Annotated in this window: 16 protein-coding genes and 1 pseudogene; 8 read left to right on the top strand and 9 right to left on the bottom strand. The window is 74.7% G+C overall.

What is annotated here, in order from left to right; all coding sequences use genetic code 11:
* Positions 1-9: 9 nt before the first annotated feature.
* On the bottom strand, positions 10-1,425 hold the full coding sequence (locus HUT16_RS29090; protein WP_176191015.1) for a PLP-dependent aminotransferase family protein: 1,416 nt from the start codon (positions 1,423-1,425) through the stop codon (positions 10-12).
* Between the two features lie 44 nt (positions 1,426-1,469).
* Between HUT16_RS29090 and HUT16_RS29095 the strand changes: the two genes are divergently transcribed.
* Positions 1,470-2,465: a DMT family transporter gene (locus HUT16_RS29095; RefSeq protein ID WP_254898036.1), complete on the top strand. Its 996-nt coding sequence runs from the start codon at positions 1,470-1,472 to the stop codon at positions 2,463-2,465.
* Here HUT16_RS29095 and HUT16_RS29100 read toward each other — a convergent pair.
* Together HUT16_RS29100 and HUT16_RS29105 are read right to left on the bottom strand one after the other, a co-directional pair.
* The gene (locus HUT16_RS29100; RefSeq protein ID WP_176191016.1) at positions 2,432-2,917 is read right to left on the bottom strand and encodes a hypothetical protein; all 486 of its coding nucleotides are present in this window, start codon (positions 2,915-2,917) and stop codon (positions 2,432-2,434) included. The two genes, HUT16_RS29095 and HUT16_RS29100, sit on opposite strands and share 34 nt — an antisense overlap.
* Positions 2,914-3,405 carry a hypothetical protein gene (locus HUT16_RS29105; protein WP_176191017.1) on the bottom strand — a complete coding sequence of 164 codons (492 nt, stop codon included), beginning with the start codon at positions 3,403-3,405 and terminating at the stop codon, positions 2,914-2,916. The genes HUT16_RS29100 and HUT16_RS29105 overlap by 4 nt, the downstream gene beginning before the upstream one ends.
* Positions 3,406-3,602: 197 nt before the next feature.
* Here HUT16_RS29105 and HUT16_RS29110 point away from each other — a divergent pair, with 197 nt between their 5' ends.
* Complete coding sequence (locus HUT16_RS29110; protein ID WP_176191018.1) at positions 3,603-4,892, top strand: MFS transporter; 1,290 nt, start codon at positions 3,603-3,605, stop codon at positions 4,890-4,892.
* Here the strand turns inward: HUT16_RS29110 and HUT16_RS29115 are convergent.
* Positions 4,886-5,974, bottom strand: coding sequence for a sugar ABC transporter substrate-binding protein (locus HUT16_RS29115; protein WP_176191019.1), 1,089 nt, complete (start codon positions 5,972-5,974; stop codon positions 4,886-4,888). The two genes, HUT16_RS29110 and HUT16_RS29115, sit on opposite strands and share 7 nt — an antisense overlap.
* A gap of 160 nt (positions 5,975-6,134) precedes the next feature.
* Positions 6,135-7,079: an EamA family transporter gene (locus HUT16_RS29120; protein ID WP_254898037.1), complete on the bottom strand. Its 945-nt coding sequence runs from the start codon at positions 7,077-7,079 to the stop codon at positions 6,135-6,137.
* Between the two features lie 380 nt (positions 7,080-7,459).
* On the opposite strand from HUT16_RS29120, the gene HUT16_RS29125 reads away from it, so the two are divergent.
* Complete coding sequence (locus tag HUT16_RS29125; RefSeq protein WP_176191020.1) at positions 7,460-8,944, top strand: lipase maturation factor family protein; 1,485 nt, start codon at positions 7,460-7,462, stop codon at positions 8,942-8,944.
* Positions 8,945-9,197: 253 nt separating this feature from the next.
* Positions 9,198-11,156 carry a hypothetical protein gene (locus HUT16_RS29130; protein ID WP_176191021.1) on the top strand — a complete coding sequence of 653 codons (1,959 nt, stop codon included), beginning with the start codon at positions 9,198-9,200 and terminating at the stop codon, positions 11,154-11,156.
* A gap of 66 nt (positions 11,157-11,222) precedes the next feature.
* Here the strand turns inward: HUT16_RS29130 and HUT16_RS29135 are convergent, their stop codons facing one another.
* The gene (locus HUT16_RS29135) at positions 11,223-11,684 is read right to left on the bottom strand and encodes a nucleoside deaminase (protein ID WP_176191022.1); all 462 of its coding nucleotides are present in this window, start codon (positions 11,682-11,684) and stop codon (positions 11,223-11,225) included.
* A 165-nt stretch (positions 11,685-11,849) separates the two neighbouring features.
* On the opposite strand from HUT16_RS29135, the gene HUT16_RS29140 reads away from it, so the two are divergent.
* Together HUT16_RS29140 and HUT16_RS29145 are read left to right on the top strand one after the other, a co-directional pair.
* A complete protein-coding gene (locus HUT16_RS29140) occupies positions 11,850-12,779 on the top strand; it encodes an EI24 domain-containing protein (RefSeq protein ID WP_176191023.1) in 930 nt (309 codons plus the stop codon).
* Between the two features lie 82 nt (positions 12,780-12,861).
* Entirely contained in the window at positions 12,862-14,067 is a 1,206-nt protein-coding gene (locus tag HUT16_RS29145) for a cytochrome P450 (RefSeq protein WP_176191024.1), read from the top strand.
* A gap of 66 nt (positions 14,068-14,133) precedes the next feature.
* On the opposite strand, the gene HUT16_RS29150 is transcribed toward HUT16_RS29145, so the two are convergent.
* Complete coding sequence (locus HUT16_RS29150; protein WP_033254825.1) at positions 14,134-14,391, bottom strand: hypothetical protein; 258 nt, start codon at positions 14,389-14,391, stop codon at positions 14,134-14,136.
* A 167-nt stretch (positions 14,392-14,558) separates the two neighbouring features.
* On the opposite strand from HUT16_RS29150, the gene HUT16_RS29155 reads away from it, so the two are divergent.
* A complete protein-coding gene (locus tag HUT16_RS29155; RefSeq protein ID WP_176191025.1) occupies positions 14,559-14,924 on the top strand; it encodes an antibiotic biosynthesis monooxygenase in 366 nt (121 codons plus the stop codon).
* A gap of 87 nt (positions 14,925-15,011) precedes the next feature.
* Here the strand turns inward: HUT16_RS29155 and HUT16_RS29160 are convergent, their stop codons facing one another.
* The gene (locus HUT16_RS29160; protein WP_176191026.1) at positions 15,012-15,482 is read right to left on the bottom strand and encodes an Lrp/AsnC family transcriptional regulator; all 471 of its coding nucleotides are present in this window, start codon (positions 15,480-15,482) and stop codon (positions 15,012-15,014) included.
* 109 nt (positions 15,483-15,591) lie between these two features.
* On the opposite strand from HUT16_RS29160, the pseudogene HUT16_RS38685 reads away from it, so the two are divergent.
* A pseudogene (locus tag HUT16_RS38685) lies at positions 15,592-16,125 on the top strand (LysE family translocator); the annotation flags it as partial.
* 166 nt (positions 16,126-16,291) lie between these two features.
* Here HUT16_RS38685 and HUT16_RS29165 read toward each other — a convergent pair.
* The gene (locus HUT16_RS29165) at positions 16,292-16,747 is read right to left on the bottom strand and encodes a MarR family winged helix-turn-helix transcriptional regulator (protein WP_176191027.1); all 456 of its coding nucleotides are present in this window, start codon (positions 16,745-16,747) and stop codon (positions 16,292-16,294) included.
* Between the last annotated feature and the right edge of the window lie 376 nt (positions 16,748-17,123).

Here is a 17,123-nt window from a genome sequence, read left to right on the forward strand (position 1 = left end):
GGCCGCGGGTCAGGCCGCCGACTCCAGGGCGTCGGCCAGGTGGTCCGCCGCCGCGGTGAGCCGGGCGGCCGTCTCGGCGGCGGCGAGGCTGACCCGGACGTGCGGGGCGGGCTCGGCGGTGAAGTAGTGCGAACCGGGGGAGAGCGCCACGCCCCGGCGCAGCGCGGCGGCGGCGAAGGCGGCCGGCTCGGCCCCGGCGGGCAGCGGCAGCCACAGGTGGAAGCCGCCGCGCGGCAGCCGGGCCGGCAGCAGGGCCGGGGCGCGCCGGGCCAGGGCGGTGCCGAACGACTGCCGACGCTCGCCCAACTCCCGGGCCAGCGACCGCAGGTGGCGCCTCCACTCGGGGGAGCCGACCAGTTCGAGGGTGGCCTCCTGGAGCGGCCGCGGAACGAAGAAGGAGTCCACCGCCTGCACCGAGCGCAGCCGGGCCAGCGCCGGACCGCGGGCCACCAGCGCCCCCACCCGCAGGCTCGGCGAGGCCGCCTTGGTCAGCGAACGGACGTGCACCACCGTGCCGTCCGGGTCGTCCGCGGCCAGCGGCGGCGGCAGCTCGCCCGCGTCCGCGTGCACCAGCAGCCGGGCGAAGTCGTCCTCCACCACGAACGCCCCCGCCCGCCGCGCCGCCGCCAGCACCGCCCGCCGCCGCTCGACGGGCAGAACGGTGCCGGTCGGGTTCTGGAACAGCGGCTGGCAGACGAACAGCCGCGCCCCCGAGGCCGCGAACGCCTCGGTCAGCCGCTCCGGGATCACCCCGTCCGCGTCCACCGGCACCGGCACCGGCCGCAGGCCCGCCGCCCGGGCGATCGCCAACAGCCCCGGATAGGTGGGGGACTCGACCAGCACCGGCGCACCCGGCGGGGCCAGCGAGCGCAGCGCGCAGGTCAGCGCGCTCTGCCCGCCTGCGGTGACCAGCACCTCCGCCGCCGTGACGCCGCCGCCCACCTCCCGGGCGAACCAGCCGCGCAGCTCCGGCAGCCCCTCCAGCGGCGGCCGCCCCCACGCGCCCGGACGGCGGGCCGCCCGGGCCAGCGCACCGGCCAGCGCCCGTTCCGGCAGCAGCGAGGCGTGCGGGTAGCCGCTGTTCAGGTCGATCACCTCCGGCGGGGCCTGCGTCAGGGCGGCCAGCACCCCCGAGGCGTCCACCACCCGGGCCGGCGGCGCCCCCGCCTCCGCGCTGAGCGCCACCTCCTGCCAGGAGAAGTCGCCCCGCACGGCGGGCGCCGGACCCGGTTCGGCCCGGAACACGCCCGCGCCCGGCCGGGACACCACCACGCCCTCCGCGACCAGCTCCCGGATCGCCCGGGACACCGAGACCGGACTGACCCGGTAGCGCTCCACCAGCTCCCTGCTACTGGGAATCCGGGCGCCCGGCGAGTAGCGCATCACCAGCGCGCGCAGCGCCACCGTCAGCTCCTGCACGCTCATCGACGGCCCTTCCGGCAGGCGGGCGGCAACTGCTACCGTCCTGTATGTCAGCTCAGAATAGCGCTACCGTGCTCCGCCCGATAGCGGCGGGTGGCACCGCCCAGGCCGCCCTCGGCGTGCTCGCCTTCTCCTTCAGCTTCCCCGCCACCGCCTGGGCCCTGGAGGGCTTCGGCCCCTGGACGGTCACCGGCCTGCGCGGCACGCTCGCCGCGCTGCTGGCCGGGGCCTGCCTGCTCGCCTCCGGCGCCCGCGTCCCGCCCCGCGCGGCCCGGCCCGGCCTGGCCGCCGTCGCGGTCGGCTGTGCGGTCGGCTTCCCCCTGCTGTCCACGCTCGCGCTGCGGCTCTCCTCCACCGCGCACTCCGCCGTGGTGATCGGCCTGCTGCCGCTGGCCACCGCGGCCGTCGGCGCGCTGCGCGCCAAAGCGCGGCCGCCGCGCGCGTTCTGGCTCGCCGCGACGGCCGGGGCCGCCGTCGTGCTCGGCTTCACCGTCCAGCAGAGCGGCGGCGCGGGCCTGACCACCGCCGACCTGTACCTGTTCGGGGCGCTGCTGCTCTGCGCGTTCGGCTACGCGGAGGGCGGACGGCTGGCCCGGGACCTGCCCGGCTGGCAGGTGATCGGCTGGGGCGTGGTCGCCGCGCTGCCCGTCACCGCGCTCACCGGCGCGCTCGCCCTCACCGTCGAACCCGTGCACTGGAACTGGCACGGCGTCACCGGCCTGGCCTACCTGGCGGCGGTCTCGCAGTTCGGCGGCTTCGTGGTCTGGTACCGCGGGATGGCGGCCATCGGCGTCCCCCGGGCCAGCCAACTCCAGCTCGCCCAGCCGCTGTTGACGCTCTGCTGGGCCGTCCTGCTGCTCGCCGAGACCCTGCCCGCCACCGCCGTGCCCACCGCCCTCGCCGTGGTCGCCTGCATCGCCGCGACCCAACGGGCCGGGCGGCCCGGGCGGCCCGTCGGCTCCGGCCGGGCCGGGGAGCCCGGCCCGGCCGGTCAGTCCGGTCGGGCCGGTCAGTCCGGGAGCATCGGGTCGTCCAGCCAGTAGTAGAGCCGCTCGTCGGCGGCCGCCGCCCGGCGGGCCAGCGCGGCCAAGCCCGGCAGCGCGGCGAGGGCCGGGGCGGCCGGGGCCCGGCCCTGCGGGCGCAGGGCGCGCAGGGACTCGGCGGGGGAGTCGGCCAGCAGGTCGCGCACGGCGGGGGAGAGCTGGTGGGCCCAGGGGCCGGTGCTCCACGGGTCGTCCGGGAGGACGAAGCAGCTCGGCCGCCCGGTGGCGGGCCGGACGGTGTGCTCGACCAGCTCGGCGTCCGGGAGGGTGAGGACCAGCTCGTCCAGCAGCTCCAGGAGGTCGCCCGGGTCGGCGTCCGGGTCGGTGTCCGCCGGCCTCAGGGCGTCGAAGGCGGCGGCCGGGTCGCGCAGGGCCGGGCCGGCGGTGAAGGCGGCCCGGACGGCGTCCGGGCCCGGGGCGCGGAAGAAGGCGTACACGGGCGGGCGGTTCACTCGGCCAGGGCGCAGTACAGGTGCTGCCCGTCCTTCTGGGCGCGGCGGGCCAGCACCCCCAACTGGTGGATCAGCCGCATCAGTTCGACCCGCTCCACGTTCTTCACCTCGTCGGTGCGGCCCCACTGGGTGGTGAGCTGGGGCAGCCGCTTGCGCTCGATGCCGGCCAGCGCGTCCCGGGTCTCGTCGGACAGCTCGACCACCCAGGGGCCGGTCATCCACGGGTCCTCGAAGTCGACGGCGGTGGCCGGGGCCTCGGGGTGCCAGGGCTGGAGGCCGGTCGGCCACACCGAGCGGTCCGGGCCGTCCTTGACCGGGGAGTCTTCGTCGCGCAGCGCGGCGACCAGGTGCGGCAGCACCACCGTCGGGTCGATCCCCCGGGCCTGCACCGATTCGAAGGTCTCGGCGGGCGGACGCGCGCCCAGCTTCATCACCTTCCGTACCGCGGCCTCGTCGGCGGCCCGGAAGTAGTCGGTCCGCAGCTCCATGTCGCACGCTCCCCATCGCTCGGCAAGGCGCCCAGTGCATCACAGTCCGCGCCGGGGCGGGTACCCGGTCGCCGTCCTGTGATCTGCCTCCCACGTGCCAACGGGCTGTTCCGCCGGTGAAGTTCGCGTACTAGCTTTCGTCCGTGAGCCCGTTGCCGCCGTTGCCGACACCCCCGGGGGCCGCCGGACGCCGTCCGGTGAACCGTCCGCTGCGCGTCCTGCTGGGCGCGTCCGTGCTGGCCAACACCGGTGACGGCGTGCTGCGGACGGGCCTGCTGCTGGTGGTGGCGCACCTGACGGGTTCGGTGGACACCTCCTCGCTGGTGATGGCGGTGACCACGGTGCCGTGGCTGCTGTTCGGGATCCCCGCCGGGATGCTGGCCGACCGGGTCAGCCGGAAGGCGGCGATGGTGGCCGCGGACGGGGCGCGGGCGGTGCTGATCCTGGCGATCGGGGCGGCCGCCTGGGCCGGGGAGCCGTCGCTGCCGCTGCTGCTGACCCTGGCGTTCCTGGTGGGCGTGGCCGAGACGGTGTTCAACACCAGCGGCGAGACCGTGCTGCCGATCCTCGTCCCGGCCGCGGAGCTGACCCGGGCCAACGGGCAGCTCGCCACCACCGTCCGGGTCACCGGCCAGTTCGTCGCCCCGTCGCTGGCGGGCTGGTTGACCGCGCTGGCCGCCCCCGTGACCTTCCTGGTCGCCGGGGCGGGCTACCTCGGCTCGATGCTCCGGCTCACCGCCCTGCCGCGCGACGTCGGCCGCGTCCCGCCGCCGGCGCGGCCGGTCGAGCGGGTGCGGCCGTGGACCGGGCTGGCGTTCCTGGCGCGGCACCGGGCGATCCGGATGATCACCGTCGCCGGGGTGCTCACCACCCTCGCCAACACGTCCTTCCTGGCGCTGTTCGTGGTGTACGCGACCACCGGCCCGCTGCACCTCGGCGACGCGGGCTACGGGGTGCTGCTCAGCTCGGTCGGCGTCGGCACCGCGATCGGCTCGCTCACCGCGCACCGGGCCGAGCACCGGTTCGGCGCCGCGCCGGTGCTGTGCGCGACCCGGCTGGGCTGGGGGCTGATGTTCGTCGCGCCGGTGTTCCTGCGCGGGGTGCCGCTGTTCGCCGCGATGACCGCGGGCAGCTGCCTGGGCGGCATGTGGGGCGTGCTCACGGTGTCGCTCCGGCAGCGGTTGACGCCGCCGCGGATGCGCGGGGCGGTCGGTGGCGCTTACCGGGCGGTGATCATGAGTGCGATGCCGGCCGGCGCGGGTGCGGGCCTGCTGCTGCAACGGGCGTTCGGCACGCCCGGCACCTTCCTGCTGTTCGGCGCCGCGATGGTGGTGCTGGCCGTCCCGGTCTGGCGGGCCGTCACCGCCGAGCAGCCGGAGCAGCCGGGGGACGGGCCGGGCGGGCACGACGGCCCGGACGGGCCGGAGGAGGAGCGGGCGGGGCGGCACCCCCGCACAAGGAGCCGCGCCGCCCGCTCCGGTCAGTAGGAGCCGGGGATGCCGGCGTCCTTGCAGGCCTTGGCGAACTGCGGGGTGCAGATCTCCTCGGCCTTGTAGAGGCCACCGGCGACGACCGTCTCGGCGACCTTGGCCTTGGTGACGACGACCGGGGTGAGCAGCATCGACGGGATCTGCAGGCCGTTCGAGTCGGTCATGGTGGAGGCCACCGAGGTGATGTCGATGCCCTTCAGCAGGTAGACCGCCATGCTGGCGGCCGCGTCGGCCTCCGGCTGGTACGGCTTGTAGATGGTGTACGTCTGGTCGCCGGTGAGGATGCGTCGGATCGCGTCCAGCGAGGCGTCCTGCCCGCCGACCGGCACGTCGGTGCGGCCGGCCTTGTGCAGCTCGTCGATGATCGCGCCGGCCATGCCGTCGTTGGCCGAGTACACCGCCTGGAAGCCGTTCTTGCCGAGCTTGGAGATCGCCTCGGCCATCTTCGCCCCGGCGACGTCCGGCTTCCACTCGCCGGACTGCTCGTACGCGACCCGCTTGACCTTGCTGTCCAGGGCCTTGTGCGCGCCCTCCTTGAAGGACGCCGCGTTGGGGTCGGTCTCGGCGCCGTTGATCATCACGATCTCGGCGGCGGAGGCCTGCTTGCCCATCGCCTCCAGCAGCGCCTGGCCCTGGAGTTCACCGGTGCGTTCGTTGTCGAACGAGATGTAGGCGGCGACGTTCCCGGCGGCCAGCCGGTCGTACGCGATCACCTTGGTGCCCTTGCTGGCGGCGGCCTCCACCCAGGGCGCGGTGACGGCGGCGTTCACCGGGTCGAGCAGGATCACCTTGACCCCGCGGGCGAGCAGTGCGTCGAACTGCTCCTTCTGCACCTTCTCGTCGCCGTCGGCGTTGGCGTAGTCGAGGGTGCACTTGGTGCACAACCCCTCGACGGACGTCTGGATCAGCGGCTTGTCGAACGCCTCGTAGCGGGTGGACGAGGAGCGCTCGGGCAACAGCAGTCCGATGGACTGGTTGCCCGTGGACGACGAGGGTTTGTCGTCCCCGCAGGCGGCGAGCGACATCGCCATCGACACGGCAGCCGTGCCGATGACGAGTCGACGCGTCATCGAATTCATGGTGGGTGGTGCCTCCCTGGCAGCGCCGTGTCCCTACGGCGAGGTGAAGGGAGTCAAGCCCACCGACCAGGTGTCGTCAAGAAGTAAATCATTGGTCGGGGCAAATCGACCAAGTCGTTACCTTCTTGAATGCATACCGGGAGGTTCGTCCACGGATCGATCACCGCTCGTTGCGCGCCACCAAGAACACCCCGCCCACCACGATCGCGCCGCCCAGCATGATCGGCCAGGTCAGCGCCTCGGAGAGGAAGATCCAGCCCAGGAACACCGCCACCACCGGGTTGACGTACGCGTAGGTCGCCACCAGTGGAAGCGGCGCGCGCTGCAACAGCCAGGCGTAAGACGTGAACGCGACAATGGAGCCGAACAGCACCAGGTACACCAGCCCGCCCCACGAGGCCGCGGACACCGCGCCCGGGTCGAAACCGCCCGGCTCGCCCCGCGCGAACGACAGCACCAGCGCGCCCGCCGCGCCCGCCAGCATCTCGTACACGCTCGCCACGAACGGATCGGCCGGCATCGGCAGCCGCCCCGCCAGCACCGAGCCCAGCGCCCACACCACCGCCGCGCCCACCAGCAGCAGCAGGCCCGACAGCCCGGCCTCGCCGGTCAGCCCCGGCGCGGTCAGCACCACCAGGCCGACCATGCCCACCAGCACGCCCGCCAGCGTCGCCCGGCCCGTCCGCGCCCCGAACAGCCGGCGCAGCAGCACCACCCACAGCGGCATGCTGGCCACCATCAGCGCCGCCAGGCCGGACGCCACGGTGCGCTCGGCCAGCACCACCAGCCCGTTGCCGCCGACCAGCAGCAGCAGGCCCACCAGGAGCGCGGAGCCGAGCTGACCCCGCGTCACCCGCAGTGCGCGCCGGCCCTTCCGGGCCGCCAGGCCCGCGCCGAGCAGCAGCGCCGCCGCACCGAAGCGCAGCGCGCCCGACAGCAGCGGCGGCATGGTCTCCACCACCACCCGGATCGCCAGGTAGGTCGACCCCCACACCACGTACACGATGCCGAGCGCCGCCCACACCGCCGCCCCGAGCCCGCCGGTCCGGGGCGCGTCCGGGTCCGCCCCCGCACGCGCTTTCGCGGCCGCCGCAGGGAAGTTCACCGGCGAGTTCGCGGGGGAGTCCGTCGCAGGGGCCGTCGGGGAGCCCGTCGGGGAGCCTGCCGGGGGCGGACAGTCGGGGTCGGCGTCGGCGGGGGACTGCGGAGAGGGCGCGGACATGGGCGTCTCCTTGTCTTGGTCCTGACATGTGCGTTCGGCGGAATGACACCACACCCCGTTCGTGCGCGGCAGGGAGTTTCGCCACTCGGTACGGACGGCGAGAGCACGGCGGGAGCACTACGCGCGAACGCCCCCCGCCGCACGCCGGACAGGGCCGACCGGATGAACCGGCGCACCACCGCGCCCCCAGCCGCCCCGCCCCGGCCGCGCCGGATGGTAGGCATGGGGGCGGCCCGAGCGCAGCCGATCGGAGGAGCGGCCGCATGGCATGGTTCGCCGCCCCCGAGTACCGGCTCGCCCGCGAGCTGTTCCTGCGTCTGCTCGCCCTCGTCTACGCCTGCGGATTCCTCGCCGCCGCCCGGCAGTTCCGCGCCCTGCTGGGCAGCCGCGGCATGCTCCCGATCCCGCGCTTCCTGGCCCGCGTCCCGTTCCGCCGAGCCCCCAGCCTGTTCCACTGGCACTACAGCGACCGCTGCTACGCCGCCCTCGCGCGGACCGGCCTGCTGCTGTCGCTCGCCCTGCTCGCCGGAGCGGCCGACCTGCTCCCGCTCGGCGCCGCGATGGCCCTGTGGGCCCTGCTCTGGGTGCTCTACCTGTCGATCGTCAACACCGGGCAGACCTGGTACGCCTTCGGGTGGGAGTCCCTGCTGCTGGAGGCCGGGGCGCTCGCCGTGTTCCTCGGCAACGACCGCGTCGCCCCGCCGCTGCTCGTTCTGTGGCTGCTGCGCTGGGTGCTGTTCCGGGTCGAGTTCGGCGCCGGACTGATCAAGTGGCGCGGCGACGAGTGCTGGCGCAAGCTCACCTGCCTCTACCACCACCACGAGACCCAGCCCATGCCCGGCCCGCTCAGCTGGTTCTTCCACCACCTGCCCCGGCCGCTGCACAAGGCCGAGGCCGTCGCCAACCACTTCGTCCAACTCCTCGTCCCCTTCGGCCTGTTCCTCCCGCAGCCGATCGCCTCCGACGCCGCCCTGCTGATGACCGCCACCCAGCTGTGGCTGATCGCCTCCGGCAACTTCGCCTGGCTCAACTGGCTCACCGTCGCACTCGCGCTCTCCGTCCTGGACACCGGCACCCTGCGCCGCGTCCTGCCGATCGGCCCCGACCCCTCCTACGGCCCCCAACCCGCCTGGTACCAGGCCCTGGTGGCCGGGTACGCCCTGCTGGTCCTGGCCCGTTCCTGGCAGCCGCTGCGCAACCTGGTCTCCCCGCACCAGCAGATGAACCGCTCCTGGGACCGCCTCCACCTGGTCAACAGCTACGGCGCGTTCGGCTCGGTCAACCGCGTCCGGTACGAGATCGTCCTCTCGGGCACCCGCGACGTTCACGGCGCGGACGGCTGGCAGGAGTACGAATTCCACGGCAAGCCCGGCGAAGTACGGCGGCTGCCACGGCAGTTCGCGCCCTACCACCTGCGCCTCGACTGGCTGATGTGGTTCGCCGCGATCTCCCCCTCCTACGCCCGCCCCTGGTTCCGCCCGCTGCTCGCCCGCCTGCTCGTCAACGACCCCGACACCCTGCGCCTGCTGCGCCACAACCCCTTCCCCGACGCCCCGCCCGCCCTCGTCCGCGCCGACCTCCACCACTACCGCTTCACCGACGGCCCCGAACTGCGCGACACCGGCGCCTGGTGGCACCGCCGCCGCGTCCGCACCCACCAGCCGCCCGTCGGGCTCGCCGAACTGCGCCCCCACGCCCCCCGGCCCCCCGACGGCGGATCCCCCCACCGGCCGGGAGGACACCGATGACCCCACCCAACTCCCGACCCCCACCCGGCCGGGGCGTACTGTCGGTGCCGCTCCCTACCGTACGGACCACGCGGACGGGCCCCGCGCCCCCGCCGACGGTCCACCGCGGCCCGGTGAACGCACGGAGGTCCGGTGCGTGCACGGCTCGAACGCGCACCCGTATTCTGGCCTCCCGCGACGCCACCGCCGCCGCAACCACCCCACCCGCCCCGCCAGTCCTTCTGCCCGCCAAACGCCACGAACCGGACTTCACATGACAGTGCGCACCCTGAACGACGCCGACGACGCCGCGTCCGACACCGCGTCCGCGACGGACGGCGAGACCCGCCAGAGCACCCGTGAGGAACTCGGCCGCTTCGCCGAACAGGGCGGCTTCGCCCTCACCGCGGACACCAACCCCTGGCTGGAGGCCGCCGAGACGGTCACCGGCCCCGAGGACGCCCGCGCCGCCTCCACCGTCCTCGCCGAACTCCGCAGCCGCGACACCCGCGCCGTCGGCCGGGCCGCCGAGGCCATCGCCGCCAAGGCCGGCCTCACCATCCCCGACACCCTCGGCGGCCTCAGCACCCTGCTCGACCTCCTCCAGCGCGTCCACGCCACCAGCGCGACGCTGCGCACCGAGATCTACGAGCAGGACCTCGTCGAGCTCGCCGCCGCGACCGGCAACGCCGCCTACCGCAAGGACAGCGGCGCCAAGCTCGGCTGGAACCGCCGCCGCCAGCTCCGCGCCCAGGCCCGCGCCCTCGCCGCCGCCGGCACCCGCCCCGGCCGCGCCGACCTGCACGCCGCGCTGGTCGCCGCCGCGGCCGCCCACCGCGACTGGAACATCCTCTCCACCGCGGCTTCCCGCCCCGCGGTGCCCGTGGACGGCACCCTGCTCACCGAGACCGCCAACGTCGTCGAGTCGCTCACCGACGCGGTCCGCTCGCTGGCCCGCCTCCTCCCCGAGCGCGCCCTCGACTCCCTCCCGCTCACCGAACTCGCCGACCTGGTCGACCGCCTGGCCGCCGACGAAGGCACCCTCTACCGGCTCTCCGCGCTGCGCCAGCTGCGCCTGGAACTCGCCGAGCAGGGGCTCACGGAGCTGCTGGAGGAGCTGAACGAGCGGCAGGCCGACAAGGACGCTGCGCTGGCCGCCTACGACCGGCACGTCGCCGCGAAGGCGGCGCTGGCGGCGGGGCCGCGACAGGGGGAGGCTGCGGCGGAGGCCGTGACCGAGGTCGAGGTCGAGGTCGAGGCTGAGGCTGCGGTGGAGGTCGAGCCCGAGGCTGAGGCTGCTGTCGAGGAGACGGCGGAGGAGGTTGGGACCGAGACCGAGGCTGAGGTTGCGGCTGAGGCTGTCGAGCCGGTCGAGGAGCCCGCTGCGGAGGCCGAGCCCGAGGTTGAGGCTGTGGCTGCCGCCGAGGAGCCCGCTGCGGAGGTCGTGGTCGCGGCTCCGGCCGTTGAGGTCGAGCCCGAGCCCGAGACGGCCGTCGAGGAGCCGGTGGCCGAGGCTGAGGTCGAGCCGGAGCCGGAGGCCGTCGTGGCCGAGGAGCCGGTGGTCGAGGCCGAGCCCGAGGTCGTTGCGGCTGAGGAAGCTGTGGCCGAGGTCGAGCCGGAGGTTGTTGCCGAGGAGGCTGCGGTCGAGCCGGTGGCCGAGCCCGAGGCTGTGGCGGAGGTTGTCGCCGAGGAGCCCGTGGCGGAGGTCGTGGTCGAGGCTCCGGCCGTTGAGGTCGAGCCCGAGCCCGAGGCAGTCGTCGAGGAGCCGGTGGCCGAGGCGGTTGAGCCGGTTGAGGAGCCTGCTGCGGAGGCCGAGCCCGAGGCTGAGCCTGAGCCCGAGGCGGCCGTCGAGGAGCCGGTAGCCGTGGCCGAGGCCGTCGAGCCGGTCGTGGAGCCCGCTGCGGAGGCCGAGCCCGAGGCTGAGCCTGCGCCCGAGGTTGTCGCCGTCGAGCCGGTCGTTGAGGTCGAGCCGGAGGCTGGCGTCGTCGTCGAGGAGCCGGCGCCGGTTGCGGTGGCGGCGGGGTGGGTCAAGCCCGAGTTGGTGCCGGGGAAGCCGATCACCGGGTACTCCGCGGAGGAACTGGTCGCGCTGGTGGGCTGGTTGGACTCGGACGGGGAGAAGCGCAGCGACGACGAGTTGCTGCGGGCCGCGATGAAGGAGCTCGGGTTCGCCCGGCTCGGGCCGCGGATCAAGGACGCGCTGGGTGCCGCGGTGGCCACCGTCCGCGCCTGACGGGTCGTCAGGAAGTTTCGCTCCGCCCGCCGTTGTGCTTCGCGCACAGCGGCGGGCGGGGCGGGGTCACTCGCCGATGTCCTCGTACCAGAGGTCGGGGTGGGCGGCGGTGAAGTCGGTCATCAGGCGTATGCAGCGCGGGTCGTCGAGCAGGGTGATGCCGACGCCGTGGGCGGCCAGCCAGTCGTGGCCGCCGGTGAAGGTGGTGGACTCGCCGATCACCACGTGGCCGATGCCGAACTGGCGGACCAGCCCCGAGCAGTACCAGCACGGCGAGAGGGTGGTGACCATCACCGTGTCGCGGTAGCCGCGCAGCCGGCCCGCGGCGCGGAACGCCGAGGTCTCCGCGTGCATGGACGGATCGCCGTCCTGGACGCGCCGGTTGTGCCCGCGTCCCAGCAGTTCGCCGTCCAACCGGAACAGGGCCGCCCCGATCGGGACGCCGCCCTCCGCGAGCCCGGCCTCCGCCTCCGCCACCGCGACGTCCAGCCACGTCCGCGCCCGTTCCACCGTCACCCGACCGCTCATCCGGTCACCTCCTCGCCGTTCACTCTCCCCACCCGTCCGCCCGTGACGCACCCCGCCACGCCGTCGGCACCTCCTGGCCCGGGCGTCCCCCCGGTCGTGCGGGTGGCGCGGCGTCAGGTGCGGACCGGTGTCGGACGCCTTTGACGTTTCCTTTAAGGTGCGGGAATGCGAGATTTCGGGGTGGGACTGCGGTTCCTGTTCAGCGGGCAGCGGTGGGTGGCGCGGCACGGGCGGTGGTGGGCGTTCGGGATGATCCCGGCGCTGATCGCCCTGGTCGGGTACGTGGCCGCGCTGGTGGTGCTGGTCGTGTACGCGGGTGATCTGGCCGCGTGGGCGACGCCGTTCGCGGACGGGTGGAGCGAGCTGTGGCGGAACGCGGTGCGGGCGGTCGTCGCGGGGGTGGCGATCGGCGCGGGCGGGCTGCTGGCGATGCTGACGTTCACGGCGGTGACGCTGCTGATCGGCGATCCGTTCTACGAGTCGCTGTCGGCGAAGGTCGAGGCCACCGAGGGCGGCGGCCCGCCGGAGCCGGACGTCCCGCTGTGGCGGCAGCTGTGGGTGGCGGCGCGGGACAGCCTCGCGGTGGTGCTGCGGGCGGTGGCGTTCGGGATCGTGCTGTTCCTGTGCGGGTTCATCCCGGTGCTGGGGCAGACCGTCGTCCCGGTGCTGGCGCTGTGCGTGTCCGGGTACTACCTGACGGCCGAGCTGACGGGGACGCCGCTGCAGAACCGCGGCCTGGCGCAGAAGGAGCGGCTGCGGCTGCTGCGTTCCAGGATGTCGATGACGCTGGGGTTCGGGACGGGCCTGGCGCTGCTGTTCCTGGTCCCGGGTGCGACGGTGCTGGCGATGCCGGGCGCGGTGGCCGGTGCGACGCTGCTGGTGCGGGAGATCTCCCCGTACGAGGTGGAGGGCGCCGAGGAGGACGGCGGTGACGGCGATGACGGCGGTGACGGCGACGACGACGGGCCGCAGCCGGATTCGTACCAGCAGTCGAACCCGTACCAGCAGCAGAATCCGTACCAGCAGTCGAACCCCTACCAGCAGCAGAATCCGTACCAGCAGAACCCGTACACGGCCGATCCGCGGAACGGATGACCGGGCGGGGCGGGCGACCGAACCAATCACCGAACGACACAGGTGCTTGACGCAGCGTCACGGTCTGCGCGATAACGTCCCCATGGCCGTACCCGTGGACGCCGCCCCGCGCGGCATCGATCTCGGTGACCCCGCGTTCTGGCTGCTCCCGGAGGAGGCGCGGGGCGCGGCCTTCGCCCGCCTGCGCGAGCGTCGCGGCCCGGTCGGGTTCACCGACCGGGCGACGGGGCGGCGGTGCTGGGCGCTGGTCCGGCACGCGGACGTGGCGGCGGCCAGCCGGTCGCCGGAGGTGTACCTCTCGGGGCCGGGGGTGGCCGCGCCGGAGCCGGCCCGGTGGGTGCGGGCGGTGTTCGGCGACTCGATGCTGGAGCTGGACGACCCCCGGCACGCGGAGCTACGCCGGGTGGTCGGCCGGGCGTTCACGCCCGGGCTGCTCGCCGCGGTGGAGCGGGACGTCGAGCGGACCGCCGCCGAGCTGGTCGACCGGCTGGAGCGGGAGCGGCCCACCGACTTCGTCCCCGCCGTCGCCGCCGAACTCCCGTACCGGGTGGTCTGCTCGATGCTGGGCCTCCCGGACGAGCAGCGCCGCCGGATCCTGGCCCGGACCGGCCCCGACGGGTTCGGGATGCCGGGGCAGGGCCTGCGGGCGCTTGTCTCGACCCGGCTGGCGGTGGCCGCGCTGGGCCGCGAGCGCCGCCGCCGGCCGACCGGCGACCTGGTCTCCGCGCTGGTCACCGCCGACGCGGACGGCCGCCGGCTGGGCCTGCGCGAACTCGGCGCGTTCTGCTCGCTGCTGCTGGCCACCGGCGCGGAGGCCACCCGCGACGCGCTCGCCCACGGGCTGCACCTGCTGACCGTCCACCCCGAGCAGCGGGCCCTGCTGCTCGGCGACCCGGACGCGCACCTGGACGGCGCCGTGGAGGAGATCGTCCGGTACGCCACGCCGGTCGACCGGTTCCACCGCACCGTCGCCGTCGACCACCGGCTGTCCGGCATCCGGCTCGCCGCCGGGGACCGGGTGGTGCTGTGCTACGGCTCCGCCAACCGCGACGAGGCGGTCTTCCGCGACCCCGACGCCTTCGACATCACCCGCTCGCCCAACCCGCACCTCGGTTTCGGCGGCGGCGGCCCGCACTTCTGCCCGGGCGCCCGGCTGGCCCGCCGCCAGGTGCGCGCGCTGCTGCGCGAGCTGTTCGCCCGCCTCCCGGAGGCCCGCTCCACGGCCGCCCCCGTGACCGTCCCGTCCCCCGTCGGCCACCGCGTCCGCTCGCTGCCCTTCGCGTTCTGAGGGAGACCTGCCGGAGGGGCGGCCACCGCTGCGCGCGGTGGCCGCCCCTCCGGCCCGTCCCCGGGTTCAGGACGGGTGGCTGCCCACCGTGTCGTGGATCTCCGCGCCCATCACGCTGTTGGCGCGGGCGCAGTGGGCGCCGCAGAAGAAGCGCCCGGCCACCTCGACGCCGTGGCCGACGATGCGGACGGTGCACTGCTCGCAGCGCGGGGCGAGCTTCTCCATCGCGCACTCGAAGCTGTCGAAGACGTACGTGTCGCCGGTGATCGTCTTGATCTCGAAGGACAGCCAGTAGTCGTTCTGGCACACCACGCAGACCGCCATGTCGGGCTCCTCTCGCCGTACGGGTCCACCGCCGAGTCTTGGCCCGGAGCGGTCCGGCGGCAATCGGCGGCGGTCCGAACGGACAAAGCGCCAGGAACCCGGACGAAAAACCGGGGAGCCGTCCGATAATGGGCAGCAGGGTCCGGTGTTCAGCCGAGGAGGCCGAGATGATCATCCGAATCTGGGAGGCGCAGGTCGCCCCGCACCGGGCCGAGGACTTCTGCGCCAGGCTCGCCTCCACCGTGCTGCCCAGCCTGGGGCACTGGGACGGCTTCCTCGGCGGCGAACTGCTCCGGGCCTGCTCCGACGAGGACCACCGGGTGCAGATGATCACCCGCTGGCGGGACGAGGAGGCGCTGCGGGCGTACGCGGGGCCGATGTGGCGGATCAGGCCGGTCTGGTCCGAGGGCGAGCTGCGCGAACTGGAGCACCCGCCGACCGTGGTGCACTTCCACTCGCTGCGCCGCCTGGACACCGCCGCGGGCGGGCCCGCCGCCCAGCCCGCCGCCCGGCCCGCGGCGGCGGCCGGCTGACCGGCGGGTCGCGGCGGAGACCACCGGAACCCGATCCGGCCGTCGGACCGGAGGCGGTGCTCCGAAGTACGGTGGCGCGCACCGCGCTCAGCCGCGCGCCGCCGGTTCCACCGGGATGCCCGCGTCCGCCTTCACCTGCTTCATCGTCAGGTGCGAGTGCACCTGCGCGATGCCGGGCAGGCCGGAGAGCACGTCCGTGACGAAGCGCTCGTACGCCGCGAGGTCGGCCACCGCGACCCGCAGCAGGTAGTCCGGGTCGCCGAACAGCCGGTGCGCCTCCACCACCTCCGGCAGCTCCGCCACCCGCCGCTCGAACTCGCCGACGGTGGCCCGGTCCTCGTGCCGCATCACCACCGTGACGAACGGCTGGAAGCCGCGCCCGACGGCGGCCGGGTCGAGCCGGGCCCGGTAGCCGCGGATCGCCCCCTGCTCCTCCAGGTGGCGCACCCGGCGCAGGCACGGCGACGGGGTCAGCCCCACCCGGTCGGCCAGTTCGGCGTTGCTGATCCGGCCGTCCTGCTGGAGCTCGTGGAGGATTCTGCGGTCGATGCGGTCCATGGCGCAACATTCTGCCAGAGCGGGGCCGTGACCAGCGGAAACGGGACATCGGCTGCCAACGCCGGACGGATAGCGTCCAGGTGCTGAGATTTCCCCTGCTGAAGGTGCCATGGACCCGCACGCCCTGCTGCTCTTCCTCGGCGTCGACGTGCTGCTGGTCTGCACGCCCGGCCCCGACTGGCTGTACATCGTCGCCCGCGGCCTCGGCCAGGGCCGCCGCGCCGCGCTCACCGCCGTCACCGGCGTCTGCGCGGGCTACGCCGTGCACACCCTGCTCTCCGCCGCCGGCCTCGCCGCCGCGCTGCGGGCCGTGCCCGCCCTGCTCCCCGCGCTGCGCCTGGCCGGTGCCGGCTACCTGGCCCTCCTCGCCGTCGGCATGCTGCTCGCCCTGCGCCGCGGCGAGGCCGGCCGGGCCGTCGCGGCGGCCCGGCCGCAGCCCGGGCGGACGGTCCTGCGCCAGTCGCTGCTGACCGCCCTCCTCAACCCGAAGGGCCTGCTGCTGTACCTGTCGCTGGTGCCGCAGTTCGTCGCCCCGGACGGCGCCCTCCCGCTCGGCGCCCAGGTCGCCGCCCTCGGCGCGGTCAACGTCCTGTGCTGCGCGGCCGTCTACTCGGCCGTCGCGCTGGGCGCGGCCCGCCTCGGCGGCCGCATCGGCGCCACCCCGGCCGCGCCCGCCGCCTCTCGGCGGTCTCGGCGGTCCTGCTGCTCGCGGTCGCGGGCGTCACCGCGGCGGCCTGAGCCGCCCGGGGGCGTGGCCGGGGCGGTTCGGCGGCGGTCCGGGGCGGTGGCGCGCTCAGGAGTCGGCGGGCTCAGGAGTCGGCGTGCTCGGACAGGACCGCGACGGCGGTGGCGAGCTGCCGGCGGAAGGCGGCCAGCTCCCGGTCGCCGAAGGAGCCCATCAGGCGGCGCTCCACGGCCACCGCTTCGCGGTCCGCCTTGCGCAGGAGCGCCGCACCGGTCCGGGTGAGGCGGAGCAGCAGGACCTTGGCGTGGTCGGGCGAGCTCGTCCGGCTGATCAGCCCGCGCTGGTCGAGCAGGGAGATGACCCCGTTCATGGCCTGCGCGGTCACCCCGCAGATGCGGGCCAGCCGGGCGCCCGAGACGTTCGGGTTCTCCGCGAGGAGCAGGAGGGCCGAGTACTGGGGGACCGTCAGGCCGAAGGGGCGCAGCACCCGGTTCTTCTCGGCGATCAGCGCCTGTTCGGCCTGCTTGATGAGACTGCCGAGCCGCTGGTCGAACGGCAGTTCCGACTCCGTCGTCGGCATCTTTCCTCCTCGGGGCGACCCCGGCGCGCGGTGCGGGCGGCGCCGGTCCGGTGGTCATCGCAGGCTACCTGTTCGGCCGCAGCGGGCAGAACTCCGGACCCTGGCTCGGACCAGGAGGTGGAGAGGGACGGGCAAGGACGGTCGAATCAAGGCCATGACAGTCTCCGGCCGCCGGTCCCGGGTGTCCGTTCGGTGATGTGTATCAGGGTCTTTATATTTGGTGGATCTTCTGCATAGACTCAGGGCTCGATAGCGAGCAAGGGCCTTGGGGCGGAAGGCGTCGCAGCGTCGGCGGGCGACCCCGCTCGCACCGCCGGCCGCCCGGCGGAGTCCGCACCCCCGCCCCCCTCGCACCCCCGCACGACGTTCAGGGAGA

The organism is Kitasatospora sp. NA04385, assembly GCF_013364235.1.
In the GTDB taxonomy this organism is placed as follows: Bacteria; Actinomycetota; Actinomycetes; order Streptomycetales; family Streptomycetaceae; genus Kitasatospora.

Coding starts and splice junctions, on each gene's coding strand:
- HUT16_RS29090 (WP_176191015.1), bottom strand. CDS start 1,425: ATGAGCGTGCAGGAGCTGACGGTGGCGCTGCGCGCGCTGGTGATGCGC.
- HUT16_RS29095 (WP_254898036.1), top strand. CDS start 1,470: ATGTCAGCTCAGAATAGCGCTACCGTGCTCCGCCCGATAGCGGCGGGT.
- HUT16_RS29105 (WP_176191017.1), bottom strand. CDS start 3,405: ATGGAGCTGCGGACCGACTACTTCCGGGCCGCCGACGAGGCCGCGGTA.
- HUT16_RS29115 (WP_176191019.1), bottom strand. CDS start 5,974: ATGAATTCGATGACGCGTCGACTCGTCATCGGCACGGCTGCCGTGTCG.
- HUT16_RS29125 (WP_176191020.1), top strand. CDS start 7,460: ATGGCATGGTTCGCCGCCCCCGAGTACCGGCTCGCCCGCGAGCTGTTC.
- HUT16_RS29130 (WP_176191021.1), top strand. CDS start 9,198: ATGACAGTGCGCACCCTGAACGACGCCGACGACGCCGCGTCCGACACC.
- HUT16_RS29135 (WP_176191022.1), bottom strand. CDS start 11,684: ATGAGCGGTCGGGTGACGGTGGAACGGGCGCGGACGTGGCTGGACGTC.
- HUT16_RS29140 (WP_176191023.1), top strand. CDS start 11,850: ATGCGAGATTTCGGGGTGGGACTGCGGTTCCTGTTCAGCGGGCAGCGG.
- HUT16_RS29145 (WP_176191024.1), top strand. CDS start 12,862: ATGGCCGTACCCGTGGACGCCGCCCCGCGCGGCATCGATCTCGGTGAC.
- HUT16_RS29150 (WP_033254825.1), bottom strand. CDS start 14,391: ATGGCGGTCTGCGTGGTGTGCCAGAACGACTACTGGCTGTCCTTCGAG.
- HUT16_RS29155 (WP_176191025.1), top strand. CDS start 14,559: ATGATCATCCGAATCTGGGAGGCGCAGGTCGCCCCGCACCGGGCCGAG.
- HUT16_RS29160 (WP_176191026.1), bottom strand. CDS start 15,482: ATGGACCGCATCGACCGCAGAATCCTCCACGAGCTCCAGCAGGACGGC.
- HUT16_RS29165 (WP_176191027.1), bottom strand. CDS start 16,747: ATGCCGACGACGGAGTCGGAACTGCCGTTCGACCAGCGGCTCGGCAGT.